Annotated in this window: 24 protein-coding genes and 1 tRNA gene; 13 read left to right on the top strand and 12 right to left on the bottom strand. The window is 63.8% G+C overall.

Features of this window, described 5'->3' with window-relative positions:
- The first annotated feature begins 107 nt into the window (after positions 1-107).
- Together ACFE72_RS03455 and ACFE72_RS03460 are read left to right on the top strand one after the other, a co-directional pair.
- Positions 108-704, top strand: coding sequence for a DUF1134 domain-containing protein (locus tag ACFE72_RS03455; protein ID WP_375411646.1), 597 nt, complete (start codon positions 108-110; stop codon positions 702-704).
- A gap of 163 nt (positions 705-867) precedes the next feature.
- On the top strand, positions 868-2,160 hold the full coding sequence (locus tag ACFE72_RS03460) for a hypothetical protein (protein WP_375411647.1): 1,293 nt from the start codon (positions 868-870) through the stop codon (positions 2,158-2,160).
- 3 nt (positions 2,161-2,163) lie between these two features.
- Here the strand turns inward: ACFE72_RS03460 and ACFE72_RS03465 are convergent, their stop codons facing one another.
- A complete protein-coding gene (locus ACFE72_RS03465; protein WP_375411648.1) occupies positions 2,164-2,301 on the bottom strand; it encodes a hypothetical protein in 138 nt (45 codons plus the stop codon).
- A gap of 36 nt (positions 2,302-2,337) precedes the next feature.
- On the opposite strand from ACFE72_RS03465, the gene ACFE72_RS03470 reads away from it, so the two are divergent.
- A tRNA-Val gene (locus ACFE72_RS03470) sits at positions 2,338-2,412 on the top strand.
- A gap of 136 nt (positions 2,413-2,548) precedes the next feature.
- On the opposite strand, the gene ACFE72_RS03475 is transcribed toward ACFE72_RS03470, so the two are convergent.
- The 6 genes from ACFE72_RS03475 to ACFE72_RS03500 all read right to left on the bottom strand — a co-directional run bounded on the left by ACFE72_RS03475 (position 2,549) and on the right by ACFE72_RS03500 (position 7,579).
- The gene (locus tag ACFE72_RS03475) at positions 2,549-3,220 is read right to left on the bottom strand and encodes a metallophosphoesterase (RefSeq protein WP_375411649.1); all 672 of its coding nucleotides are present in this window, start codon (positions 3,218-3,220) and stop codon (positions 2,549-2,551) included.
- Positions 3,217-3,894 (bottom strand): alpha/beta family hydrolase, encoded by a 678-nt coding sequence (locus ACFE72_RS03480; protein WP_375411650.1) that lies wholly within the window; start codon positions 3,892-3,894, stop codon positions 3,217-3,219. The genes ACFE72_RS03475 and ACFE72_RS03480 overlap by 4 nt, the downstream gene beginning before the upstream one ends.
- Positions 3,895-3,918: 24 nt before the next feature.
- Positions 3,919-4,281 carry a phasin gene (locus ACFE72_RS03485; protein ID WP_375411651.1) on the bottom strand — a complete coding sequence of 121 codons (363 nt, stop codon included), beginning with the start codon at positions 4,279-4,281 and terminating at the stop codon, positions 3,919-3,921.
- Positions 4,282-4,354: 73 nt separating this feature from the next.
- Positions 4,355-5,686: a M20/M25/M40 family metallo-hydrolase gene (locus ACFE72_RS03490; RefSeq protein ID WP_375411652.1), complete on the bottom strand. Its 1,332-nt coding sequence runs from the start codon at positions 5,684-5,686 to the stop codon at positions 4,355-4,357.
- Positions 5,687-5,785: 99 nt separating this feature from the next.
- The gene (locus tag ACFE72_RS03495; RefSeq protein WP_375411653.1) at positions 5,786-5,932 is read right to left on the bottom strand and encodes a hypothetical protein; all 147 of its coding nucleotides are present in this window, start codon (positions 5,930-5,932) and stop codon (positions 5,786-5,788) included.
- Positions 5,933-6,034: 102 nt separating this feature from the next.
- A complete protein-coding gene (locus ACFE72_RS03500; RefSeq protein ID WP_375411654.1) occupies positions 6,035-7,579 on the bottom strand; it encodes an acetolactate synthase large subunit in 1,545 nt (514 codons plus the stop codon).
- A 225-nt stretch (positions 7,580-7,804) separates the two neighbouring features.
- Here ACFE72_RS03500 and ACFE72_RS03505 point away from each other — a divergent pair, with 225 nt between their 5' ends.
- Both ACFE72_RS03505 and ACFE72_RS03510 read left to right on the top strand, forming a co-directional pair.
- The gene (locus ACFE72_RS03505; RefSeq protein ID WP_375411682.1) at positions 7,805-8,386 is read left to right on the top strand and encodes a L,D-transpeptidase; all 582 of its coding nucleotides are present in this window, start codon (positions 7,805-7,807) and stop codon (positions 8,384-8,386) included.
- 108 nt (positions 8,387-8,494) lie between these two features.
- Entirely contained in the window at positions 8,495-9,253 is a 759-nt protein-coding gene (locus ACFE72_RS03510; protein WP_375411655.1) for a DUF2927 domain-containing protein, read from the top strand.
- 153 nt (positions 9,254-9,406) lie between these two features.
- Here the strand turns inward: ACFE72_RS03510 and ACFE72_RS03515 are convergent, their stop codons facing one another.
- The gene (locus tag ACFE72_RS03515) at positions 9,407-10,579 is read right to left on the bottom strand and encodes an isovaleryl-CoA dehydrogenase (protein WP_375411656.1); all 1,173 of its coding nucleotides are present in this window, start codon (positions 10,577-10,579) and stop codon (positions 9,407-9,409) included.
- 257 nt (positions 10,580-10,836) lie between these two features.
- Between ACFE72_RS03515 and ACFE72_RS03520 the strand changes: the two genes are divergently transcribed.
- From ACFE72_RS03520 to mdlC, 6 genes are all read left to right on the top strand, one after another.
- The gene (locus ACFE72_RS03520; RefSeq protein WP_375411657.1) at positions 10,837-12,108 is read left to right on the top strand and encodes a cytochrome P450; all 1,272 of its coding nucleotides are present in this window, start codon (positions 10,837-10,839) and stop codon (positions 12,106-12,108) included.
- A 34-nt stretch (positions 12,109-12,142) separates the two neighbouring features.
- Positions 12,143-13,414: a cytochrome P450 gene (locus tag ACFE72_RS03525; RefSeq protein WP_375411658.1), complete on the top strand. Its 1,272-nt coding sequence runs from the start codon at positions 12,143-12,145 to the stop codon at positions 13,412-13,414.
- Between the two features lie 17 nt (positions 13,415-13,431).
- The gene (locus ACFE72_RS03530) at positions 13,432-14,604 is read left to right on the top strand and encodes an acyl-CoA dehydrogenase family protein (RefSeq protein WP_375411659.1); all 1,173 of its coding nucleotides are present in this window, start codon (positions 13,432-13,434) and stop codon (positions 14,602-14,604) included.
- 150 nt (positions 14,605-14,754) lie between these two features.
- Positions 14,755-15,888: a CaiB/BaiF CoA transferase family protein gene (locus tag ACFE72_RS03535; RefSeq protein WP_375411683.1), complete on the top strand. Its 1,134-nt coding sequence runs from the start codon at positions 14,755-14,757 to the stop codon at positions 15,886-15,888.
- Complete coding sequence (locus ACFE72_RS03540; RefSeq protein WP_375411660.1) at positions 15,885-16,754, top strand: MaoC family dehydratase N-terminal domain-containing protein; 870 nt, start codon at positions 15,885-15,887, stop codon at positions 16,752-16,754. The genes ACFE72_RS03535 and ACFE72_RS03540 overlap by 4 nt, the downstream gene beginning before the upstream one ends.
- Complete coding sequence (mdlC, locus tag ACFE72_RS03545; RefSeq protein WP_375411661.1) at positions 16,751-18,349, top strand: benzoylformate decarboxylase; 1,599 nt, start codon at positions 16,751-16,753, stop codon at positions 18,347-18,349. Before ACFE72_RS03540 ends, mdlC begins: the two co-directional genes overlap by 4 nt.
- A gap of 42 nt (positions 18,350-18,391) precedes the next feature.
- On the opposite strand, the gene ACFE72_RS03550 is transcribed toward mdlC, so the two are convergent.
- The gene (locus ACFE72_RS03550) at positions 18,392-19,189 is read right to left on the bottom strand and encodes an SDR family oxidoreductase (protein ID WP_375411684.1); all 798 of its coding nucleotides are present in this window, start codon (positions 19,187-19,189) and stop codon (positions 18,392-18,394) included.
- A 25-nt stretch (positions 19,190-19,214) separates the two neighbouring features.
- A complete protein-coding gene (locus tag ACFE72_RS03555) occupies positions 19,215-19,910 on the bottom strand; it encodes a hemolysin III family protein (protein WP_375411662.1) in 696 nt (231 codons plus the stop codon).
- A 175-nt stretch (positions 19,911-20,085) separates the two neighbouring features.
- Here ACFE72_RS03555 and ACFE72_RS03560 point away from each other — a divergent pair, with 175 nt between their 5' ends.
- Both ACFE72_RS03560 and ACFE72_RS03565 read left to right on the top strand, forming a co-directional pair.
- The gene (locus tag ACFE72_RS03560) at positions 20,086-21,552 is read left to right on the top strand and encodes a YcjX family protein (protein ID WP_375411663.1); all 1,467 of its coding nucleotides are present in this window, start codon (positions 20,086-20,088) and stop codon (positions 21,550-21,552) included.
- On the top strand, positions 21,549-22,583 hold the full coding sequence (locus tag ACFE72_RS03565; RefSeq protein ID WP_375411664.1) for a YcjF family protein: 1,035 nt from the start codon (positions 21,549-21,551) through the stop codon (positions 22,581-22,583). Before ACFE72_RS03560 ends, ACFE72_RS03565 begins: the two co-directional genes overlap by 4 nt.
- 45 nt (positions 22,584-22,628) lie before the next feature.
- Here the strand turns inward: ACFE72_RS03565 and ACFE72_RS03570 are convergent, their stop codons facing one another.
- A complete protein-coding gene (locus ACFE72_RS03570; RefSeq protein WP_375411665.1) occupies positions 22,629-23,483 on the bottom strand; it encodes a hypothetical protein in 855 nt (284 codons plus the stop codon).
- A gap of 349 nt (positions 23,484-23,832) precedes the next feature.
- Positions 23,833-25,353 carry a glycosyltransferase family 39 protein gene (locus tag ACFE72_RS03575; RefSeq protein WP_375411685.1) on the bottom strand — a complete coding sequence of 507 codons (1,521 nt, stop codon included), beginning with the start codon at positions 25,351-25,353 and terminating at the stop codon, positions 23,833-23,835.
- Positions 25,354-25,666: the final 313 nt, after the last annotated feature.

The following is a 25,666-nucleotide window of genomic DNA, read 5'->3' on the forward strand; positions in this document are numbered from 1 at the left end:
TTGATGCCGATAACATCCGAGTCGAGGGGACATGGACGCTATCTAGACCGGGGTCGGTCATCATCCGGTTAAGGCGGCGGCCGCGATTTAATGCCAGGGGTGCTTTCATGACTTTCGCTTCACGCCTTGCCGCGGCGACGTTTGCCGCGATGATGTGCTGGCTGGTCCCGGCATCCGCGCAACAGCCGGCCCCGCAGCCGCCGCGCGCCCAGCCCGGGCCGGACACCTACGGGCCGGACGAATTATTGGGCGCCGGCCACAAATTCTTCGGCAACGTGTCGCGCGGGCTCGCCTCGGTGATCGAAAGGGCCGTCAGCCAATGGGGCCTGCCGAACGGATACGTGCTGGGCGAGGAAGGCAGCGGCGCCTTCGTGGCCGGCCTGCGCTATGGCGAAGGCACGCTCTATACCAAGAATGCCGGCGACCTGCGGGTCTACTGGCAGGGACCGTCGGTCGGATTCGACTGGGGCGGCGACGGCGCGCGCACCATGACGCTGGTCTACAACCTGCCATCGACCGGCGCGATCTACCAGCGCTTCGCCGGCATCAACGGCTCCGCCTATATCATCGGCGGCTTCGGGATGACGGCGCTGACTGCGAACAACATCGTGCTGGTGCCGATCCGTTCCGGCCTCGGCCTGCGGCTGGGGGCCAATATCGGCTATCTCAAATATACCCCGAACGCGACCTGGAACCCGTTCTGATTTCATCTCCCTCTTTCGTCATGGCCGGGCTTGTCCCGGCATGACCGAGAAGGGCGCCGTCGTTGGTTAACCGATTCACGTTAACGCGGCATTGCGCTGGCCTTTGTACCGCGCGTTATGGCATTGGTAACCACATCGAATTCTGTGTGCGGGAGTACGCTAAATGATCGAGCCGATCATGTATCTGGCGATCGGTTTTCTGGTTTCGATGCTGTTCGGACTGATGATCGTGCCGCTGGTCCATAACCGCGCGGTGCGGCTGACGACCAGGCGGCTGGAGGCGGCAACGCCGCTGTCGATGGCCGAGATCCAGGCCGACAAGGACCAGCTGCGCGCGGAATTCGCGATGTCGGCGCGGCGGCTGGAAATGAGCGTCGACCAGCTCAGGAACAAGACCACCAGCCAACTCGCCGAACTCGGCAAGAAATCCGACGCCATCAACCGCATGAAGCTCGAGCTCAGCGAAAAGACCGCGACGATCTTTTCGCTGGAAGCCCGCGAGAAGGCGGTCAAGGACCAGTTGCGCGCGACCGAAGAGGAATTCGCCGCCAAGACCCAGATGCTGCGTTCCGCCGAAACCGCGTTGACCGACAAGCAGGCCGAGCTTGCAAAGCTCAATCACGATCTCTCCGACAAATCGATGATGGCGGAGAGTCGTCAGGTCGAACTGGTCGCGGTGCGCGCGCAGATCGAGGCGCTGCAGAACCGGGTCGGCGACGCCGAAAAGGAATTTTCCGAAACCCAGAAACGGCTGCAGCAGCAGCGCGGCGAATCCGATGCCGCGACCGAGGCCCTGGCCGAGGCGCGTGGCCAGGTCGAAAATCTGAACCATCGGGTGACCGACCTCGACCGCCAGTTGATGCTGCAGGTCAAGGAAGCCGAGTTGCTCGGCGGCCGCGTTGCGGATCTGGAAAACCGTCTTGCCGCGCAAGGCAAGCAGCTTGCCGAGCGCGAATACGAGAACAAGCACCTGCGCGAGGCGGCCGAGGCGGCCGCACGCACCGAGCAGCAATTGCGCGAGGAGATCGCGGCGCTGAACAGCGGCAAGTCGTCGCCGGCGATGGACAGGCTGCGCGAGGAGAAGGCCGCGCTCGAGCAGCAGCTTGGCGTGGCCCGCGACGAACGCGCAAGAGCGCAGCGTGACCTCAACGCGATGCAGCAGCAGGCCGAAAGCTCATGGGCCACCGAGCGCATGGAGAACGCGCTGTTGCGCGAGCGCATCAACGACATCGCCGCCGAAGTGGCGAAACTTGCGATGACGCTGGAGGGCCCGAATTCGGCGATCGACGCCCTCCTCGCGGCAGACCCTGTGCCGCTGCCGAAACCATTGAAGCCTGCCAAGGACGCGCCCGCCAGCGGCGTCGACGGCGTTATCGCCCATTCCAGCGGCACCCTGGCCGACCGCATCCGGGCGCTGCAGTCGCATGCGTCCCGGGCGCGGCCGCAGGAGGCGTGAACCCTATGGCGCTTCGCTCCCCGCAATGACGAAGCTTTGTTCGTCGGACGCGCCAACAATGCCCACCCATTCGACCGGGTTCCCGGTCAGATGCTTGACAGCCCTGCCCCACACTCCGTAAATCGCGGCAAACGCATCCATTGGCCGTTTCCGGCCTTTGAACCGCACCACAATCCCGGACGCATAGCTCAGCGGGAGAGCGTTCCCTTCACACGGGAGAGGTCCAAGGTTCGATCCCTTGTGCGTCCACCATGGGCCTCTTCTGGAACATGGCGGGGCTTGCGAGCTCCGCACTCCGTCTGGAAATCGATAGCTGACGTTGCTACGCGCCATCGGCGCTATCCACACGGCATAATGCCTATAGCGCAATCGCTGCGCCGCCAGGCCGTCACCGCGGAGCCGCAGGCCCCCGGACCACGACAAAATCCACCGGGCCGCCTGCCCTGTTGTCATCGAACACGCCGACCACCAGCCGTCCGGTCCGCCATGCCAGCGTGTCGAGATTGGTGCGGCCTTCGTACAGTTCCGGTCCCTCCGCAAAGGAATTGTGACCGTGCACGACGTGGCGATCGCCGAAACCCAATCTGAACCCTTTCGGATAACGCTTCCACAGCAACGTGCGATCCGCCTGGGCGCCGAGCGGCACTTCACGATCGACGCCGGCATGAACGAATATCCGGTAGATGTCGGTATGCATCAGCGTCAATCCATCGAGCCATGCGATATCGGCTTCAGGTATCGCCGATGGATCGCCGCCGTAGGATCGGACGGTGGCGTCGCCACCGCGCGCGAGCCACGCGTTCATTTTCGACGGATCCCGCAGCGCCTCGACCATCATCGCATCGTGATTGCCCTTGAGCGGAAGCAAGTTCCATGCATGGGACACGCCGAGCCGCATCCGTTCGACGACCTGTCTGCTGCGCGGGCCTTTGTTGACATAGTCGCCGAGCGCGACAATCGTGCCGATGCTGCCTGCGGCGTGATGCTCGATCTTCGCAAGCGCGTCGCACAGCAGGTCGAACCTGCCGTGAAGGTCCGGTATGACATAGGTCAGGCTCACATTGCATCCAGTCCGCCGACCCAGGCCGACAACGCGTCCAGAACTTCGCTCGCCGCTTCGGCGTCGGTGCGGCCCGAGCGCTTCAACACGTGGAAGGAATGATCGGCCTCCTGCACGAGATGCAGTGAGGCCAGGCATCCGAGGTCTTCCACGACGGGCTTGAGCAGCGCAAGCTCCGCCAGATCATCGCGGACGCCCTGCATGAACAGCATCGGGATTTTGATTTCTGTAAGATGCGCGGCGCGCGCGACGGATGGCTTGCCGGCCGGATGCAGCGGAAAGCCAAGAAAGGCCAGTCCAGAAACGCCGGCCAGCGGCGCGATCGCCTGCGCCTGCGAGGTCATGCGGCCGCCGAACGATTTGCCGCCCGCGATCAGCGGCAGGCCAGGACAGCGTCGGGCCGCTTCCGCGCTCGCCGCGCGCACCGCCGCATGGGCGATCGGCGCCGCATCGGGACGTTTGCTGCCATGCTCCATATAGGGAAACTGGTAGCGCAACGTCGCGATGCCGCGTTCGCCGAGACCGGCCGCAATCGTCTCCATGAATGGATGCGACATCCCGGCCCCGGCGCCATGGGCAAACACAAAACAGGCGCGTGCGTTGTACGGCCGCAGCAGCAGAGCGGAGACCGAAATGGCGTTCCCGACGTCCAGCTTCAACTGTTCTGCCGTCATCAGACCGGCTTTGGCGCAGCAGCGTCACCGCTTGTCGAATTTCCCGCGCGCCGCATCCGTCGCCGCCGACATGAACCCGCCGCTGATCTGCCTCATATGCTCGCCGGCCGTGGTGAACTGGCTTCGAAGAAATTCCGACTGGATTTGCATCGCCTGCTGAAGGTCGGTGGCGTGAACCAGCTTTCGTGCGTGCTCGAACGCGGCCTTCATGTTCTGCTCGGTGAACGACAGCGCCTGTTTGGACATGTCCGTTCCGGGACCCGGCATCGAGGCCATCGACTTGCCTGCGGCGTCGAAAAACATGCCGAAGGCTTTTTCCGCCTGATCTATCGTTTTCTCGGCCAGGTCGCGCAATTCGGCCGGGACTTCCAGTTTGGGTTCGTTCATATCGCTCTCCAGCGGATGTTGAATGTAGGCGGATTAGCGAAGCGTAATCCGCCGGTGGGCGCAATACACTTCGTCATTGCGACCGGCGGGCCTGCAGCGCAGGCTTGCTCACACCATCCAGCCCGGTCAGCACCAGAATGGTCAGCAGTGCGTTCTGCGGGCCGAAATAGGCGGCGACCGGCTTGTACCACTCGTTGCGCGAGTGCCAGTTGCCGCCCTCGCCGCCGCCGCCGATGGTCACAGCGGGAATGCCGCGCGACATCGCCCAGTTTGAATCCGTGCTGGAACCGGCAAAGGTGACGCGTGGCGCGCGGGTGATGACGGCGACCGCCCGTTGGGTGGCCTGAACGATGGGAGAGTCCAGCGCGACGATTCCGGCGGGCCGGTCGCCGATCAATTTGATCTCGACGGCGAGTTTGTCCGAGTTCCAGCGCTTGTTCTCCTCCGCTACCGCCTGCTTGACCAGATCGAGCAGCCGGGCCTCGAGGTTCAGAAGCTGCTCGGTCGAATCCGAACGCATGTCGACCGCCATCCTGGCCTCGGCGGCGATGGCGTTGACGGAGGTTCCTCCGGCAACGGTGCCGACCGTAAAAGTGGTCTTCGGATCGGACGGCGTCTGCAGATCCGAGATTTTTGCAATGGCCCGGCCCATGGCATGGATCGCGCTCGGCAATCCGAACTCCTGGAAGGAGTGGCCGCCGGGGCCCCGGAAGGTCGCCTCGTAGCGGTGGCTGCCGGTGGCCTGATTGACGATGCGGGTGATGCCAAGCCCGTCGACCGAGATGAAGCCGTCAATATCCGCATGGTCACGGAAAAGGGCTTTGACGCCGCGCAGATTGCCGAGTTCCTCCTCGCCGACCGTGCCGACGAACAATACGTCGCCCACCGTCACGATCCCGTTGCCGTTCATCGCCTGAATCAGGGACAGCAGTGCCGCCAGTCCGCGCGAGTCGTCACCGATGCCGGGGGCCAGGATGACGCCGTCTTTCTCTTTCACCGTGACGTCGGTGCCTTCGGGAAAGACGGTGTCGAGATGCGCCGACACCACCAGCTTCGGCCCGCTGCCGCTGCCCTTGCGCAAGCCGGTCACATTGCCTTCGGCATCGATCGAGGCATCCTTGAGGCCAAGTTCCTGAAATCGCTTCAGGTAATACGCGGCTCTGACGCTTTCTTTATAGGGCGGGGCCGGGATTTCGGTGATGCGTTTCTGCTCGGCCAGCGTCCGGTCGTCATCGGCCCTGATGTCTTCGAGCGTCTTGTCAACACCGGGATGGGCAAGGATCGCGGTATAGGCGGCCTCGATGGCGGACCCGGAGGCGGCCTGGGCACCGACATCATCGACCGACCGCGCGGCCATCAGCGACAACGCGACAGCCAGGATGGCTCGCCTAGGTCCAGTTCTCATCCCGGCCTCTGCCCTGCATTCAAGTGCGGCAATTGAGAGCTAAAATTTCGCATGTGTCACCCCGTGCGGGCGCATTCGGGTGGGCGAGCGGCGATGCCGTCAGATATGGAAATGCCACAACACCAGGATGGTCGCGACCGCCATTGCGCCGCTGACAAGCCAGCCGCCGATATATTCGACGGCGTGATCGCCCGCGCCCTGGATCGGATCGGCCCGACCCACCGCCGCACGCCAATGGTGAGACATCGCAGCCTCCAAAAACCGTCTGTCGGAAAGCAATCATTTGGCCGGCGACCAGTTCCACGGTCGGCACTCGAGGAGCGGAATTTTGCCGAGATCGGGCCGGATTCACATCTGCACCTCGATCAGCCGCGGCCCGGGCTCGGCGATCCCTTCCGCCAGCGCCTTGACGAAATCGTCGACGTTGGCGACCGACCGGCCGGATACGCCCATGCCTTTGGCGAGCGAAACCCAATCCAGCGCCGGGCGGTCGATTTTCAGCATGTCGAGCGCGCGCTGCCCAGGCTCTCCTGCGCCGACGCCATCGAACTCGCCGCGCAGGATCTGGTAGATGCGGTTGGCGAATACGATGGTCAGCACATTGAGGCCCTCGCGCGCCTGCGTCCACAGCGACTGCAGCGTGTACATCGCGCTGCCGTCGCCGACCATGCAGATCACCTTGCGGTCGGGACAGGCTACCGCAGCACCGGTCGCCACCGGCGTCGAGAAGCCGATCGAGCCGCCCATGTTCTGCAGCCAGTCGTGCGGGTTGGCCGCCGCCGTCGGCGGAAAGAAGCCGCGGCCTGTGGTGATGGACTCGTCGACCACGATGGCATTTTCCGGGATCGCCATCGCAATTGCCTGCGCGATCGAGGCATGGGTCAGCGCGCCGGTCGGCGTCACCAAATCGGCCATCTTCTGCGGTCTGACATCGCCGGGTGTCGCGCCGAGCGCGTTCGCCAAGGCCTCCAGCGCCGCCACCGAGTTCTCGCCGCCGGAGGTCATGCGGTGAACCTCGCAGCCCTCCGGCTTCAGCAGGCTCGGCTTGTTGGGGTAGGCGAAGAACGCCACCGGATCGTTGGCTTCCACCAGGATGATATGCTTGAAATCTTTCAGGATCGGCAGCGCCTGCTCGATCACGTAAGGAATCCGGTCGATCGCGAACCGCCCGCGCCCGCGCGCCATGCGCGGATTGTAAGTCTGCCCCATCACCTTGCAGCCCGACTTGCCGGCGATGCTCGCGGCCAATGCCAGACCTTGCTCAGTCAGCGCGCCGCCGGTCAGCAGCAGCAGCGTCTGCTCGCCGCCGCGCAGCACTTTCGCCGCGGCGTCGACCGCCTGCGACGAATAACTCGCGCGTTGGGACTCCGCGGGCGCATCCGCGACACCGTCGGCTTCATTCCATGCGGTGTCGGCGGGCAAAATCAGCGTCGCGATCTGCGGCGGCGCGCTTTTGGCCGCGGCGATGGCGGCGGCGCCGTCGCGCGCCACCGATTTTGCATCCGGCGAGGTGCGGACCCAGGCCGACATCGGCCGGGCCAGGCCCTCGATGTCCGAGGTCAGCGGCGCGTTGTAGCCGATGTGATAGACCGCGTGCTGCCCGACGATGTTGACGATGCCGGAATTCGCCTTCTTGGCGTTGTGCAGGTTGGCAAGCCCGTTGGCGAGGCCGGGGCCGAGATGCAATAGCGTCGATGCCGGCGTGCCCTTCATGCGGAAGTAGCCGTCCGCAGCACCGGTCACCACGCCCTCGAACAGGCCGAGCACGCAGCGCATGCCCTCGACGCGGTCCAGCGCCGCGACGAAATGCATCTCCGAGGTGCCAGGATTGGCGAAGCAGACGTCGACGCCGCCCGCGACCAAGGTTCGCACCAGACTTTCCGCCCCATTCATTGTTCCGCTCCGTTCGCGACGTTCTTGGACATCCTGAGAGATCAACCATTGTTCACGCGTTTGGTCAAAGGGGTTGCGGCGCATTGCTGGCATCGCGGCGTGCGTTCCAAAGCGGGTTTTTCGGCAACGATGGGATTGGAAATTAACCGCTCACGCGGCCGTGGCTTGCGAAATCGGTCCATTTATGGCCTCTCTCTGGCGAGATGGAGTTTGCCGAGGATGATGATGACCCGCATCTTTGCTTTGCTTGTTGCCGTCGCGGCCCTGATCGCCGGAACCGCGGGCGCCTCCGCGCAGGGCTTTTTCGACATGCGCGATATCATGGGCGGCGGCCCGAATTTCGGCACCCCCGGCGGCGGATCGAGCCCGGTTTCGCGGGCCACGGTGAGCTATGCCGGCGATTATTCGCCCGGCACCATCGTGGTTAATACTGCGGAGCGGCGGCTCTATCTGGTACTTCCGGGCGGCCAGGCGCTGCGCTATGGCATCGGGGTGGGACGCGACGGCTTTCGCTGGGGCGGCGTGCATCGCATCTCGGCCAAGAAGGAATGGCCGAGCTGGACGCCGCCGTCGCAGATGCTGCGCCGCCGACCCGATCTGCCCCGCCACATGCGCGGCGGCGTCGACAACCCGCTCGGCGCGCGAGCGATGTATCTGGGTTCGACGCTGTACCGGATTCACGGCTCCAATGAGCCGGAAACGATCGGACAGGCCGTATCGTCGGGCTGCTTCCGCATGACCAATGAGGACGTCGCCGATCTCTATGACCGCGTCCGGGTCGGAACCACCGTGGTCGTCAAAAACTGATCGACGACGACCTTGCGCACGCGCAGCGATTGCGGCAGCGTCGTTGCAATGCGCGTATTTCCTCGACTTCAACCGGTTCTGCAATTCGTCCTTGGCTTGAGCTGCATCGTGCTGGACGGTTTCGCCTGGCAGCATCCGGCGGCCGCGGAAATTCCCGGCATCGCATCGCGGCAGCGCACCGAAAGAAAAACATTCACCGACACTGAGATCGTGGACGGTTTTCTGAAGACCGCGTTCGGCGCCGAATATCATCTTGCCGGCCGGGTCGACCGCATCCGCAAATACGACACGCCGGTGCGCGTGTTCGCCGGCGGCGTACGCCGCACCAATCGCAAGGCCCAGCTCGCCAAAATCGTCGCGGACATCCGAACGCGCGTCCGGCACCTCGACATCGCCATGGCAGACAACAGCGACGGCGCCAACGTGATGGTCAGGCTGGTGCGCGACCGCGATCTGAACCGCACCATTTCGACGTTCTACGGCAGCGACCGTGCGCGCGAGATTCGCAAGAACCTCGATCCGCAATGCCTGTCCGGCTTTCGCAAAAACGACAAATACGAAATTGAGCACTCCGACGTCATTCTCACGATTGACAGCGGCGATTTTACCTTCTTCGACTGCGCCTACGAAGAGCTGCTGCAATCGCTCGGGCCAATCAACGATACCAGTGCGGTCCCCTGGACCATGTTCAACGACAGCGTCCAGATGGGATTTTTCGACGTCTACGATCAGTACATCCTCAACGTCCTGTATGACCCGCGGATCAAGGCCGGGATGACGGTTCAGGAGGTCAGGGCCGTCCTGCCGCAGGTGCTGGCCGACGTGCGGGCGTGGGTGGCGAAGGTGAATGTCTTGCCGGCGGAGTAAACTCGTGTCCCGGGCGCGACGCAGCGCGCAGCGCTGCTTCGCCGAACCGGGACCCGCCAGCGCCACGCCATGCCGTTGCATGGACCCCGGCTCTGCGCACCACGCCGCGAAGAGCGGCGCGCTGCGCTGTGTCCGGCGCACGAGGTTTGCGCCCTATGCCGACTTCTCGAACAGCTCCCGGCCGATCAGCATCCGGCGGATTTCGCTGGTGCCGGCGCCGATTTCGTACAGCTTGGCGTCGCGCAGCAGCCGGCCGGTCGGATAATCGTTGATATAGCCGTTGCCGCCGAGCAACTGGATCGCATCGAGCGCGCATTGCGTCGCCTTCTCCGATGCATAGAGGATGGCGCCGGCAGCGTCCTCGCGCGTGGTTTCGCCGCGGTCGCAGGCCTTGGCCACCGCATAGACGTAGGCGCGCGACGCATTCATGGTCGTGTACATGTCGGCGATCTTGCCCTGCACCAGTTGAAAGCTGCCGATCGGCTGACCGAATTGCTTGCGCTCGTGCACATAGGGCATCACCACGTCGAGGCAGGCCTGCATGATGCCCAGGGGACCCGCGGCCAGCACCGAGCGCTCGTAATCGAGGCCCGACATCAGCACATTGACGCCGCGGCCGGCCTCGCCGAGCACGTTGTCGTCGGGCACTTCGCAGTCTTCAAATACCAGTTCGCCGGTGTCGGAGCCGCGCATGCCGAGCTTGTCGAGCTTTTGCGCGGTAGAAAATCCCTTCATGCCTTTTTCGATGATGAAGGCGGTGATGCCGCGCGGTCCCGCCGACGGATCGGTCTTGGCATAAACCACCAGCGTTTCCGCGATGGGACCGTTGGTGATCCACATCTTGCTGCCGTTGATGACGTAGCGGTCGCCTTTTTTGTCGGCGCGGGTCGACATCGACACCACGTCGGAGCCGGCGGACGGTTCGGACATCGCCAGCGCGCCGACATGTTCGCCGGAAATCAGCTTGGGCAGGTATTTGCGCTTCTGCGCATCGCTGCCATTACGGCGCAACTGGTTGACGCACAGATTGGAATGCGCGCCATAGGACAGGCCGACCGCCGCCGATGCCCGCGAAATTTCTTCCATGGCGATGCAATGTTCGAGGTATCCAAGCCCGGAACCGCCGTATTCCTCCTCGACGGTAATTCCGTGCAAGCCGAGTTCGCCGAGCTTCGGCCACAGGTCGCGCGGAAACAGATTGGTCTTGTCGATCTCCTCGGCGCGGGGCGCGATCTCATGGGTCGAAAAGTCGCGGACCGTTTCGCGAATGGCGTCCGCGGTCTCGCCAAGGTCGAAATTAAACATCCGTTGCGCGTTGGGAATCATCGGCTGGCTGCCTCCGGTCAGACGGCTTTGTGTTTGACCATAACCATGTCACGGCCCGAGGGTGCTGAGAAGGGCACATCGGCCGCCGGCCGGTGGTGCGGTCAGCTCCAGGTCATGAATTCGGTTAAAGCCGGCCGCCTGAATCTGGATGGAAACCGGTCAACTCCCTTGCTCATGCAGCCGCAACGGGCTGTAATTCCGTCCGACGCGACACCCTCCGGGCTCAATCACGGATGGGACGAGCCGGGAGATGTCACATGCACGGAACGATCAATCCTGCCGAGGATGCCCTGCAGAAGGCCGCACGGGAAAGAGCCTATTCGATCCCGCTCGGGCAATTCGATCCCGGCGATCCGGAATTGTTCAGGACCGATACGTTCTGGCCGTATTTCGACCGGCTGCGCAAGGAAGACCCCGTGCACTACTGCAAGGACAGCATGTTCGGGCCGTACTGGTCGGTGACCAAATACAACGACATCATGGACATCGAAACCAACCATGCGGTGTTCTCGTCAGCGGCGTCGCTCGGCGGCATCACCATCCGCGACGTCGCGACCGATCTGCGCCGCGAGAGCTTCATCGCCATGGATCAGCCGCGACACAGCGCGCAACGCAAGACGGTGGCGCCGATGTTCACCCCGACGCATCTCGACCAGCTCGCGATCAACATCCGCAAGCGCTCGGCCGAATGCCTCGACAATCTGCCGAAGAACGAAGTATTCGACTGGGTCGACCACGTTTCGATCGAACTGACCACGCAGATGCTGGCGGTGCTGTTCGATTTCCCCTGGGAAGATCGCCGCAAACTGACGCGCTGGTCCGACGTCGCCACCACCCTTCCCGGTCCGGACGGCGTGGTCGCCACCGAAGACGCGCGGCAAGCGGAGTTACTGGAATGCGCGGCGTATTTCGGCAGGCTCTGGAGGGAGCGCATCAACCAGGAGCCCAGGAGCGATCTGTTGTCGATGATGGCGCACAGCGAAGCCACGCGCGACATGGATCCGAAGAATTTCCTCGGCAACCTCATCCTGCTGATCGTCGGCGGCAATGACACCACCCGCAACACGCTGTCGGGCAGCATCTACGCCTTGAGCAAGAATCCGGACCAGTACCGGAAGCTGCGCGAGAACCCGGCGTTGATCGACAGTTTCGTGCCGGAAGTGATCCGCTGGCAGACGCCGCTGGCGCATATGCGCCGCACCGCGCTTGAAGACATCGAGTTCCGCGGTAAACGGTTCAGAAAAGGCGACAAGGTCGTGATGTGGTACGTCTCGGGCAACCGCGACCAGGACGTCATCGATCGCCCTTACGAATTCATCATCGACCGGATGCGGCCGCGTACCCACGTCTCCTTCGGCTTCGGCATTCATCGTTGCGTCGGAATCCGGCTCGCCGAGCTGCAGTTGAAGATCATTTGGGAGGAAATCCTGAAGCGCTTCGATGATATTGAGGTGGTCGGCGAGCCCAAGCGGGTGTATTCCAGCTTCGTCAAAGGCTACGAAACGCTGCCGGTCCGTATCGCCGGCTGATGTCGGGGCCGAAACCCGTTGGAATGCACCAGATATGAATATCCAGACCGCGATCAGGTCAGACCAGGAAGCGCGCCGCCGCGCCGCGCGCGAGCAAGCCTATTCGATGCCGCTGAAGGATTTTCATCCCGGTGCGCCTCGGTTGTTCCAGGACGATACGCTGTGGCCGTATTTCGAGCGGCTGCGCAAGGAAGAGCCGGTGCATTACTGCACCAATGCGCCGATCGAACCTTATTGGTCGGTGACCAAATACAACGACATCATGCATGTCGATACCAATCACGGCGTCTATTCATCCGATGTGAGGAATGGCGGCATTTCCATCCGCGACGTGCCGGTTGGCTACGACTGGCCGAGTTTCATCGCCATGGACCAGCCCACGCACGGCGCTCAACGCAAGACCGTGTCGCCGATGTTCACGCCGACGCATCTTGATGAGCTTGCGGTCCTGATCCGCCGTCGCTCGGCCAAAGTGCTGGACGCGCTGCCGCGCAACGAGACTTTCAATTTCGTCGAGCGCGTCTCGATCGAGCTGACCACCCAGATGCTGGCGACGCTGTTCGATTTTCCCTGGGACGAGCGGCACAAGCTGACGCGCTGGTCCGACGTTTCGACCGCGCTGCCGAAGAGCGGGGTGGTTTCGTCGCCGGAAGAACGCCGCCGCGAGATGGACGAATGCGCCGCCTTTTTCACGAAACTCTGGAACGAGCGCGTCAATTCCGAGCCGCGCAACGATCTGCTGTCCATGATGGCGCATAGCGACGCCACCCGTTACATGGATGCCGATAATCTGATGGGCAACCTCATCCTGCTGATTGTGGGCGGCAACGATACCACGCGCAACACCATGACGGGGTCGGTGCTGGCATTGAACGAGAATCCCGATCAATACGCGAAGTTGCGCAAAAATCCGGCCCTGATCGACACCATGGTGCCCGAGGTCATTCGCTGGCAGACGCCGCTGGCGCATATGCGCCGCACCGCGCTTGCCGATACTGAACTGGGCGGCAAGACCATCAGAAAGGGCGACCGCGTCGTGATGTGGTACGTGTCCGGCAACCGCGATGAAGAAGTGATCGAGCATCCCAACGACTTCATCATCGACCGGGCCCGGCCGCGAACGCATCTGTCGTTCGGCTTCGGCATTCATCGCTGCGTCGGCATGCGGCTGGCCGAACTTCAATTGAAGATCGTCTGGCAGGAAATGCTGGAACGCTTCGATACCATCGAGGTTGTCGGCGAACCGAAGCGGGTGTATTCGAGCTTCGTCAAGGGTTACGAATCCCTGCCGGTGCGTATTTCCTAGAAGAATGCAAATTTCCGATGATGACCCAAGCCGCGGAACCGGATGAGTTCCAGGATATTCGCGATGCCGTCGCAAGACTTTGCGCGCAGTTCCCCGGCGAATACTGGCGCAGGCTCGATCGCGAGATGGCGTATCCCTCGGCCTTCGTCGATGCCCTGACGAAGGCTGGATACCTCTCGGTGCTGATCCCGGAGGAATACGGCGGCGCGGGATTGAAGCTCTCCGCCGCTTGCGCGATCCTCGAAGAAATCCAGCGCGCCGGCTGCAATGGCGGCGGCTGCCATGCCCAGATGTACACCATGGGCACGCTGCTGCGGCACGGCAGCGACGCGCAGAAGGCGGAGTGGCTGCCGAAGATCGCCGGCGGCGAGTTGCGGCTGCAGGCGTTCGGGGTCACCGAGCCCACCAGTGGCACCGATACGTCGTCGCTGAAGACGTTTGCCAGGCGCGACGGCAACGACAGCTATATCGTCAACGGCCAGAAAATCTGGACCAGCCGCGCCGAACATTCGGACCTCATGATTCTGCTGGCGCGCACGACGCCGAAGGAAGACGTCAAGAAACGCACCGACGGACTGTCGGTGTTCATCGTCGACATGAAGGCCGCGAAGGACAACGGGCTTTCGATCAGTCCGATCCGCACCATGATGAATCATGCGACCACCGAGGTGTTCTTCACCGACCTGCGCGTGCCGGCGGAGAACCTGATCGGCGAGGAAGGCCGGGGTTTTCGCTACATCCTGTCCGGCATGAACGCCGAGCGCATCCTGATCGCCGCCGAATGCGTCGGGGACGCCAAGTGGTTCATCGCCAAGGCCAGCGCCTATGCCAAGGAGCGCGTGGTATTCGGCCGGCCGATCGGCCAGAACCAGGGCGTGCAGTTTCCGATCGCCAAGGCTTACGCCGCGATGCGCGCCGCCGAGCTGATGGTCAGGGAAGCGACGCGCCGGTACGAGGGCGGCCTGGATTGCGGCGCCGAAGCCAACATGGCCAAGATGCTCGCGGCCGATGCCTCCTGGGAAGCCGCCAACGCCTGTGTGCAGACCCATGGCGGCTTCGGCTTCGCCGAGGAGTACGACGTCGAACGCAAGTTCCGCGAGACGCGGCTTTATCAGGTCGCGCCGATTTCGACCAATCTCGTTCTGTCCTATCTGGCCGAGCACGTGCTGGGCATGCCGCGTTCTTACTAGGGTTCAGAGCCATGAAGTCCGGGAGCGTTTCCGCACACTGCGCGTCATGCGCGGGCTTGACCCGCGCGTCCATTCATCTTCATAAAATGCGTTCTGCGAAAAGGATGGATTGCCGGGTCAAGCCCGGCAATGACGGTGTGGATGACTGACATGCCGACGCTGCCGCTCGAGGGATTGACCGTGATCGCCGTCGAACAGGCGGTCGCAGCACCGTTCTGCTCGTCGCGCCTCGCCGACGCCGGCGCGCATGTCATCAAGGTGGAGCGGCCGGAAGGCGATTTTGCCCGCGGTTACGACGCCGCCGCCAAAGGCCAGAGCAGCTATTTTGTCTGGCTCAATCGCGGCAAGGATTCCGAAGTCATCGATCTTGCGACCAGCGACGGCCGCTCGGCGCTGGAAGCGCTCATCGCAAAAGCCGATGTGCTGCTGCAAAATCTGAAACCCGGCGCGATGGACAGGCTTGGCTTCCCGCTTGACCGCCTGCGCAGGGATTATCCGAAGCTGATCTGCTGTACCATCTCCGGCTATGGCGATGACGGCCCCTACGCGCATCGCAAGGCCTACGACCTTCTGATCCAGGCCGAGAGCGGCCTGGCCTCGATCACCGGCGGTCCGGACGGTCCCTCGCGCGTCGGCCTTTCGATCGTCGATATCGCCACCGGCGCCACCGCTCATGCCGCCATTCTCGAAGCCCTGATCGCGCGCGGGCGAACCAGCAAGGGCGCCGACATCCGCGTCTCGATGTTCGACGTGATGGCGGACTGGCTGACGGTGCCGTTGCTCAACGCCGAAGCCGGCAACCCGCCGCAGCGCATGGGCCTCGCGCATCCCTCGATCGCGCCCTATGGCGTGTTCACCTCCAGCGACGGCAGGGGCATCCTGATTTCCATCCAGAGCGAGCGCGAATGGAAAAAACTCTGCGCCGAAGTGCTGGGCCAACCCGACCTGCCCGGCGACCCGCGGCTTGCCAATATGGTGGAGCGCGTGCGCAACCGGGCGCTGACCGACAGGATCGTCGGCGACAGTTTTGCGGCGCTGACGCGCGACGAACTGCTGCAACGGCTGTCCGAAGCCGACATTGCGTTTGCGGAAGTAAACACCATGGCCGATCTCGCCATCCATCCGCATTTGCGTCGCATCGAGGTGGATACGCCGAACGGGCCGGTCGCCTATCCGGCGCCTGCCGCCGTCGTCGTCGATCAACCGCGGCGCTATGGCGCCGTGCCGGCGATCGGCGGCCGCGCCGACGCCACATCCATCCGCTCCGGAACGAAATCACCATGACCGCCGCCGCCGCTTCCGCCGCCCTCGATCTGGATCATCTCCGGCAATGGATCGGCCGCACCGAAGAGAAAACCGACATTGTCACGGCGCATCTCGTGCGGGGCCTGCGCGCGACGTTGTTCATGGAGGTCGGCGAACCGGAAACCGGCGACGCCGCGCCCTTCACCGCGCACTGGTGCCTGGCGCAGCCGGTCTATCCGATGTCGCAGCTTGGGCCGGACGGCCATCCCGCCCGCGGCGGTTTTCTGCCGCCGGTGCCGCTGCCGCGCCGGATGTGGGCCGGAGGCGAGCTCGAGTTTATCGATACGCTCCGCGTCGGCGACGAGATGAAACGATCTTCGCGCATTTTGGATGTGACCATGAAGACCGGCAGCACCGGCATGCTGTGTTTTGTGGCCGTCCGACATGAGATCGCATCGCCGCGCGGCGTCGCGATCCGCGAGCGGCAGGACATCGTCTATCGCGATGTGCCGGCGGGCGGTCAGCCCGCCGCTACAGCCAGGCCGGCGGCTCCGCCATCCGCAACCTATCGCGAAAGCCATATGGCCGACGCCGTGCTGTTGTTCCGCTATTCGGCGCTGACCTTCAACGGCCATCGCATTCATTATGACCGCGATTACGTCACCAGGGTGGAGGGCTATCCCGGCCTGATCTTCCATGGGCCGATGCAGGCAGCGTTGCTGGTGGAATTCGCGGCCAAGCTGCGCGGCGGGGCGGCACCGGCAAAGTTCACCTATCGCGGGGTACAGCCGCTGTTCGAAGGCGGCGAGTTCAGCGTCAATGCCAACGACGGGGACGCAGGCATGGAACTGTGGACCGCGAATTGCGAAGGCGCGCCGACCATGAAGGGCACCGCGACGTGGTGAGCGGGTCCGTCACCGTCAAGGACGCGACGCTCGAGCTGCTGCGTGCATTCGGAATCCGAAAAGTGTTCGGCAATCCCGGCTCGACGGAACTGCCGTTCCTGAGCGACTGGCCCGACGATATCGATTACGTGCTGGGCCTGCAGGAAGCCTCCGTCATCGGCATGGCCGACGGCTATGCGCAGGCCACCCGCAACGCCGCCTTCGTCAACCTGCACTCGGCCGCCGGCCTCGGCAACGCGCTGGGCAATGTCTTCACGTCCTACCGCAACCAGACACCGCTGGTGATCACCGCGGGCCAGCAGGCGCGCAGCATCCTGCCGCTGGAGCCGTTTCTGTATGCGGAGCGCGCCTCCGAATTTCCGCGGCCATATGTCAAGTTCAGCGTCGAGCCCGCGCGCGCCGAAGACGTGCCGGCGGCGATCGCGCGCGCCTATTACGTGGCGATGCAGCCGCCGTGCGGGCCAACATTCGTTTCGGTGCCGATCGACGACTGGACCCGCCCTGGCGCGCGCATCACCGTGCGCAGCGTCACCCGGGATCTCGGTCCCGATCCGGACGCCATGCGTTCGCTCGCCGCCGCCCTCGGCAACAGCAAGCGCCCTGCCCTGGTGGTCGGTCCAGGGGTCGACCGCGCGAGGGCGGTCGACCTGATGGTGCAGGTCGCCGAAAAGGCCAGGGCCGCCGTCTGGGTCAGCCCGTTTTCCTCGCGCTGCAGCTTTCCGGAGCGGCATCCGCAATTCGCAGGGCATCTTCAGGCTTCGCCAGCGCAGTTGTCCGATGCACTCCGCGGGCATGACTTGGTGGCCGTGATCGGCGCCCCGGTATTCACGTTCCACGTCGAAGGCCAGGCCGCGATCTTCGATGGTGCCAGCTCCATTTTCCAGATCACTGACGATCCGGCCGCCGCAGCAGTTACTCCGTCAGGCACCAGCATCATCGCCACCATGAAGCCGGCGCTGACGCTGCTCTTGCAGTTCCTGATCGAGACCCCGCGCGCGATGCCAGCGGGACGCGCAAGCCTGCCGCCGCCGGAAGCGGCCGATCCGATCCCGGTCGATTTCCTGATGCACACGCTCTCGAGCGTGCTGCCGGGGAATGCCGCGCTGGTCGAGGAAGCGCCGTCGCATCGTCCGCTGATGTACAAGTACCTGCCGATGCGCGGGCAGGACAGCTTTTACACCATGGCCAGCGGCGGTCTTGGCTACGGGCTGCCCGCATCGGTCGGCGTGGCGCTGGGCCGGCCGGGTATCCGCACCGTGTGCCTGATCGGCGACGGCTCGGCGATGTATTCGATTCAGGCGCTGTGGACCGCGGCGCAGCGCAAGCTGCCGCTGACCGTGGTGGTGCTCAACAACATCGGTTATGGCGCGATGCGCTCGTTCAGCGAGGTGATGCAGGTCCGCAACGTCCCCGGCCTCGATCTGCCCGGCATCGATTTTGTGCAGATCGCGGGGGGAATGGGTTGCGATGCCGTACGGATCGACAAGGCCTCGGAACTGGCGCCCGCGCTGACGCGCGGCCTCGCGCATCACGGCGTCAGCTTGATCGAGGTGATGGTGGAGTCCGCAGTGCCGCTGCTTTATGGGCAGAAGTAACCCGCCGCCATGCCCGGCCTTGTGTTGGCCATGACGTAGAGCTTATGGTTTTCCGTAACTTTCCCGCATCCTGGCCTGGATCTTCGCCATGCCGCCGATCCAGCGGTCGTAATTCTCTGTCTTCTTGCGCATGTAATCGAGAACCTGCGGATGCGGCAGGATCACGAAGGTTTCCTGCTCTATTCCGCGCAAGGCATCCTGCGCGACCTGCTCCGGCGTCAGATCGCCATCGCCGGATTGCGGGCCTTTCGGAATCGACCGCAGCATGTTGGTATCGACGCCTTGCGGACACAGGATCGAAACCTTGATGCCATGCGCCCGGTGCGAGATCGCGAGATTCTCCGCAAAGCCGACCGCGGCATGCTTGGTGGCCGAATAGGCCGGGCTACCCACCTGCGACAGCAGGCCGGCGGCGGAAATCGTGTTGAGAAAATAGCCGCCGCCGCGCGCTTTCATCTTCGGCACCAGATGCCGCGCCGCATAGACATGGGCCATGACGTGGATGGCCCAGCTTCTGGCCCACGGCTCGTCCGAGGTGCCGCCGGCATTTTCCGAGAGCGGATCGAAGCCGCCGCCGATGCCGGCATTGGAACAGAACAGCGCAATCGGGCCGAAGCGTGCTTCGGTGTCCTCGACGACGTGGCGGATGTCCCGCTCCTGGCCGACGTCGCATTTGAACGCCGCGCCATCGATCGAGGATGCGACGGCTTCGGCGTTGGCAAGATCGATGTCGGCGACGACGACCTTGGCGGCACCCGCGCGACGAAAGGCTTCGCACAGCGCCCGGCCGATGCCGTTGGCGCCCCCGGTGACCACGACGACCTTGCCGGCAACCTGCATCGTCACGTCCCGCCGTTCGAGATTGTCAGCTCAGCACCAGGTCGAGCACGGCGGTGTAATGACAGGCCGCGCCGAGCAGCACGAAGGAATGCCAGATTGCGTTCTGGAAACGCAGCCGTTGCCACGCATGGAAGATGACGCCGAAACTATACAGCGCCCCGCCGACAATGACGAACCATAGCGCCATGGCGGGCAATGCCGCCACCACGGCGTCATAAAGCATGAAGCCGCTCCAGCCCATCGCGAGATAAAGCCCCACCGACAGCCGATCGAAACGGCCCGGCAACGCGAGCTTGAGCACGATGCCGACGACGGCCACGCACCACATCCCGACCAGCAGCGCGATGGCGAGGATGCTGTCCTTGATCTCCATGATGAACGGCGTGTAGGTCGCCGCGATCAGCACGTAGATCGCCGAATGATCGAAGCGGCGCAGCACCCATTTTGCCCGCGACACCGGCCACAGATTGTAGGTCGCCGACAGCACCAGCATGGTCAAGAGACCGGCGACATAAACCGATACGACGGCGACGTCGAACGGCGTGGCATAGACGGCGGTGAGTACGATCAGCACGGTTGCCGCCACCAGACCGCCGAGCACGCCGATACCGTGCACGACGCCGTCCGCGATCAGCTCTGCGCGGTCGTAGTTCCAGCGCACGGCGCCGATCGCGGCGGTGGCGGAATCCGAGGCGAATTGCTTGAGCTTGAAGATAGTCATCGATCGGTCGTCCGCCTTCGTCAGCAAGCGATAAATCATACCACTTGCAAGGTCAACGAAACTGAACCGGCAAAACCGCCTTAAATATGAAACTTGATTTTGCCCGGACAATCGCCACTTTTTGAAAAGCTTCGGGCGCTTTTGCCTCCATCCTTGTCGAGTCGTTCATCCCCGCATGGCCAGTTTCTCCGAAATTGTCGAGGAAGCGCGCCTGTCCGCGCGGGCCCTGCTGGATTACGGCGACCATCTTTTCCAACCGACGGTTCGGCTCGGGGTCACAGGCCTGTCGCGCGCGGGAAAAACCGTCTTCATCACCGCGCTGGTCCATGGTCTGGCGCGCGGCGGGCGGTTTCCGATCTTCGAATCTCTCGCAACCGGACGGATCGCCCGCGCCCGGCTTGCGCCGCAGCCCGACGATGCGGTGCCGAGATTCGCCTACGAAAACCACCTGCGCACCCTGATCGAGCAGCGGTGCTGGCCGAGTTCGACCACGGACATCAGCCAACTTCGGCTGGTGATCGACTATCAACGGCAAAATGGCGCGGAGCGCACGCTGACCCTCGATATCGTCGACTACCCCGGCGAATGGCTGCTCGATCTGCCGCTGCTCACCAAATCCTACGAACGATGGTCGGCGGAAAGTCTTGCGTTGTCGCGGGGTGAGCCGCGTGCCCGACCGGCGGCGGAATGGCATGCACATCTTGCGACGCTTAGTCCCGAAGCGCACGAGAACGAGCAGGCCGCCATAACCGCAGCAAAACTGTTCACCGACTACCTGCGCGCATGCCGTGACGAACGCATCGCCATGAGCCTGCTGCCGCCGGGCCGTTTCCTGATGCCGGGCAATCTCGTGAACTCGCCCGCCTTGACCTTTGCGCCGCTCGACGTCGCGGTCGACGGCATTGCTCCGGACGGCTCGCTGTGGGCGATGATGCGGCGGCGCTACGAGGCTTACAAGGAAAAGGTGGTCCGGCCGTTTTTCCGCGACCATTTCTCGCGGCTCGATCGCCAGATCGTCCTGATCGATGCGCTTTCGGCGTTCAACGCGGGACCGGAAGCGCTGCACGATCTGGAAGCGGCGCTCGGCGGCATTCTCGACTGTTTCCGGATCGGCCGCAGTACGGTTTTCAGCGCGCTGTTCCGGCCGCGCATCGACCGCATCCTGTTTGCCGCCACCAAGGCGGACCATCTGCACCATTCCAGCCATGACCGGCTGGAGGCGATCTTGCGGCGCATGCTGGACCGTGCCGCGACCCGGGCCGAGGTAGCCGGAGCCGCGGTCGACGTGGTTGCGCTGGCTGCGGTGCGCGCCACCCGCGAAGCCCAGGTGCAGCGTGGCCGCGACAGGCTGCCGTCCATCCTCGGGACGCCCGCCAAGGGCGAGACTGCGAACGGCGAAATCTTCGACGGCAACACCGAGGTCGCGACGTTTCCCGGCGACCTGCCGGTCGATCTCGACGATTTCTTTCGGGACGACGGCGCCTTTCGCGGACTGGCCGCCGCAACGGCTGACAAAGCCGATTTTCGCTTTCTCCGTTTCCGCCCGCCGCAGCTCGATAACGACGATGCGAGCGGGCCGGCGCTGCCTCACATCCGCCTGGACCGCGCGCTCCAGTTCCTGATCGGAGACAGACTGCAATGAGTGAGCGAGAGCCGCATCGCCGTCCCGCGACCTTCAAGCTCGACGATCCCCATGTGATCGTGATGGATCCCGATGGCGATCCGGGCCGGCCGTCGCGCGGCACGATCCGGATTACGCCGGAAGCCGACCCCTCCTTGCTGCCAGTGGTGGCGGAGGAGCCGGCAGGCCCGCCGCAGCGCGGTTTTCGCTGGGGCATCCTGCTCTGGACCGCGCTCGGAGGCCTCGTCCTGCTCGGCCTGGGGCTCGGCGTGACACATCTGATCGAGGATCTGTTTTCGCGCAGCGAAGGGCTGGGCTATCTTGGAATTGTGCTGGCGTTCGTGGCCACGCTGGCGCTTGTCGTCATCGTGGCGCGGGAGGCGTTCAGCCTTGCGCGCCTTGCAACCATCGAGAAATTGCATCGCCGCGCGGCCGACGCGCTGCTCAGCGACGACCGCGCCGAAAGCCGCGCGATCATGCAGGACCTGCTCAGGCTTGCGCACCGCAACCCACAGTTGGCGCGGGCGCGAACCGTGCTGCAAAACCATGGCGACGACATCATCGACGGCGCCGATCTGATCCGGCTGGCCGAACGCGAACTGATGACGCCGCTGGATCAAGAGGCGCGCCGCCTCGTCTCATCCGCAGCGCAACGCGTCTCCATCGTCACCGCCGTCAGCCCGCGCGCGCTGATCGATGTTCTCTTTGTATTTGCGGCATCGCTGCGACTGGTCCGGCAACTGGCGCGGCTTTATGGCGGGCGGCCGGGAACGCTGGGGCTGATCCGTCTGATGCGGCACGTCATCGCCCATCTTGCCATCACCGGCGGCATGGCGGCCAGCGACGGCTTTGTTCAGCAGGTGCTCGGCCACGGCATCGCGGCAAAACTGTCGCAGCGGCTCGGTGAAGGCGTCATGAACGGACTGCTGACGGCGCGGCTGGGCCTTGCGGCGATCGACGTAACGCGGCCGCTGCCATTCACGGCACTGCCCCGCCCTGCGCTCGGTGATCTCGCCAGGGATCTGCTGAGCAAGCGCGGCGCCGACGAATGAAATGCCAGTGCGCCTTTGCGCGCGCGTGAAGGGACGCGCTGCTCCCTAGTGAATCACAATACGCCTGCGCGCCAGCCGATCCGAATGCGCCATCCACTCTGGAAGGGGAGCTCCATCGCGGTGCCGGCCGCCGGCGCAGGCGGCCGCCCATGCCGCCACCGCGCCAAGCAGCAACGCCGTTGCCAAGGAAAATGCGAGGATGATCGTGCTGCGACGCGAACGATTCAGCGCAGCTTTGGCATTGGCGATGCCATTGTCAACGCGGCGCTCGGCGTCCGCAGCGGCTAGACCGGTGGTGGCGCCTACCATTTGAACCAGATACGTACGGTCTTCCGTGCTCACACCGTCGTGGCCGGACGAGGTCAGCAGAATACGGCCGGCCTCGGCCCGCTCGGACCGCAAGTCCGCATTCGCGGGCCGGCGCCCCGATCGGAACAGGCGGTCAAGTTCATAGCTCAAAAGCGGTTCGGCGGCGCTGAGACTGGCTGTCGCTGGGGACGGGCGATTGACAGCGGCAGCAGCGACGAACGCGGCCACCGTCGCGCCAAGAACCACCGCCAAGGCCCAGACGGCCAGCCCGTTAATTCCGTCGCGGACTTCTACCTGTTCGGAGGGAACGGCGACGAGCGGACGACGCAGGCGGCCTGCAATATAGCCACCAAAGGCAAAACTGACGATTGCCTGGATAATGAGGTAGATCCCCGACAGGATCCAGAGCGCTGCGGACGCGTCACGCCAGGTCGGCGCCGTCGAGCTTACGCCCAACCCCACCGCTGCAGCGAATGTAACCAGAATGAGAGAGAGCGCCGTAGCAGCCAAGGCTCCTGCGATTACCGGCGTCCATTGTAAAACGGCTGGCTCCGCGTCAAGCGGGCCGGAAACGTCGGTTTGCGCGATCATGACCGCCGCCCCTATCTCAAGCCAAAAAACGACAATACGGCCAAGATAACGACCACCAGACCGACCAGATAAATCAGACCGTTCATTGAATCCTCCTCGGTGTCTCTCGCACCTATAATCGCGGACGTTCGCCAAAGTTCCACTTTTTCCCGCGCTTGGCGGAACGGGAACCGTCCAGTGCCCGAGCGTCATGGCCGGGCTCAATCCTGGTGGATTCACACACCTCGTCACACGCGGGCTTGTCCCGCCTATCCATCCTTCTTCCCAAGAGTCGTTCGAAGCGGATGGATTGCCGGGTCAAGCCCGTGGATGACCAGAGATTTGTTTCATACCGCCGGGCTCGAGGATCTTATTTTGCCGGCGACGCGAAAGCGAACCGGCGGTTACCATTCGAAATGTCTTCCGCCAGCACACGCCAGCGATACAGTGGCGAATCCACCGGCGGATCGAGATCGGGGGTCCAGCCGTTCAGCTTCTCCAGGGCGTAACTATCCATCACCACGCCACGCCACTTTCGCTGCACCCGTTCCAACGGCGTCAGCACTGCCGTCGTCGCAGCCCAGACCGGATTGGTCTGGTCCGGTTCGCGCGCGACATACAGGGCGGCATGACCTCTGATCCGATTCATGCCGGGATCGCGAAAGCCCGCAAACCGGCCGCGCTCGTTGATCTGCACCACCGGCACGTGGTCTTTGAAGTACCAGCGCAGCATCGCATAGGTGCGATAATCGGTGGTCGCGATCCAGGTCGCGCCGATCTGCTCGAGTTCGGCGCGCGCGCGGCTCGCGACCTGCTCGTAGCCCGCTTCCCCACCGATCGGATCCGCTTTGCCGAAAAAATTCCAGGGGCTGGCGACGGAATAGAGAAAGACCGCAATTACCAGTGCGATGCCCGACGCGACCGCCGCGTTTGCCCATGCGATGGTGGATCTGATCATCCATGCCGGCCAGTTTTCGCGGGACAGCATCGCGATGTTGATGGCGGCCGCGGCAAATCCGATCGGCCACATGAACATCGGCCAAGTGTCGCCGATCCGTAGACTCAACGATTTCCAGAAGAAATAGCCGAACGGGATGATAACGCTGGTCCCGAGCAGAACGGCAATGGCGTCACGCCGCCGAACCGCGCGCCACGCCGTCAACGCCAGGCCGGATAAGACCACTGGAAACAGGATCGGCCCGAGCAGAAAGAACTGCAAGCCGACAAAATCGCCGACCGTGCGCAACGATAATTCATGGGTGGCCGCCGCACGCACGAACTGGAATCGGAACGATGCCCAGTCGTGCTGAACGTTCCAGATCAGGACCGGCGAGAACAGCGCGACCGCAATTCCGCCGGCAAGCCAGGGATAGAGGCTGGTCAACCAGCGCCGTCGCCAATCGGGTATCACCATGAACGCCAGGACGGCAGGGACGAGCATCACGGCGGTGAGTTTCGACAACAGGGCCAGGCCCGCAAACCCGCCTGCGGCGAGCCACCAGCGTTCGTCATTGCTTTCAGACAGCCGGACCAGCGCCCATACCATCGCGACCGCAAAGGGGATCAGCGCCACATCAGGCGCGACCTTGGCCATCAGCAGGCCGTAATAGACCGCCGCCTCCGGCATCACCACCGCAAGGATGACGGCCCGGAAGTCCTGGGTTACACGCCGCACCAGATCCGCCAGCAACAGTTGCGTGACGAGCATCGCCAGCAAGCCCGCAAACCGTACGCCGAAGTTGGTATCCCCGAAGATCGCGGTGCCCAGGCGGATGAACCACGCAATCATCGGGGGATGATCGAGAAAGGACAGCACGCTTTCCTTCGACCAGGTCCAGTAATAGGCCTCGTCGGTACGCAACTCGATCAGACCTGCATAGATCGCGCGCATCGCGGTGAGACACGCGATCAGCGCGACCACAGCCAATAGCTGACGGCGCTGCGTCGGGCTGGCTTGTTCCGGCAGGGCTGTTGTCACGGGGCCTTTTCGCCAACTCCGGTGGGGGTGTCAACGCCGTGCGCCCTCGTTCGCGCCGTACCGGCCTGCGCGTTGTTATGAACGCGCCTTCTGGCGGACAAAAAAATTCGTTCATTATCGTTAAATCTTGTTGGATAGTTATCCCCGCTCTTCAAACCTCGCTTATGCTGATCGTGTCCTGCCCCACTACAGGGGCGCTCGCGAACGTCACGGACGCGGGGCAGGA

The sequence above is a fragment of the uncultured Bradyrhizobium sp. genome (assembly GCF_964252615.1).
Classification (GTDB): Bacteria; Pseudomonadota; Alphaproteobacteria; order Rhizobiales; family Xanthobacteraceae; genus Bradyrhizobium.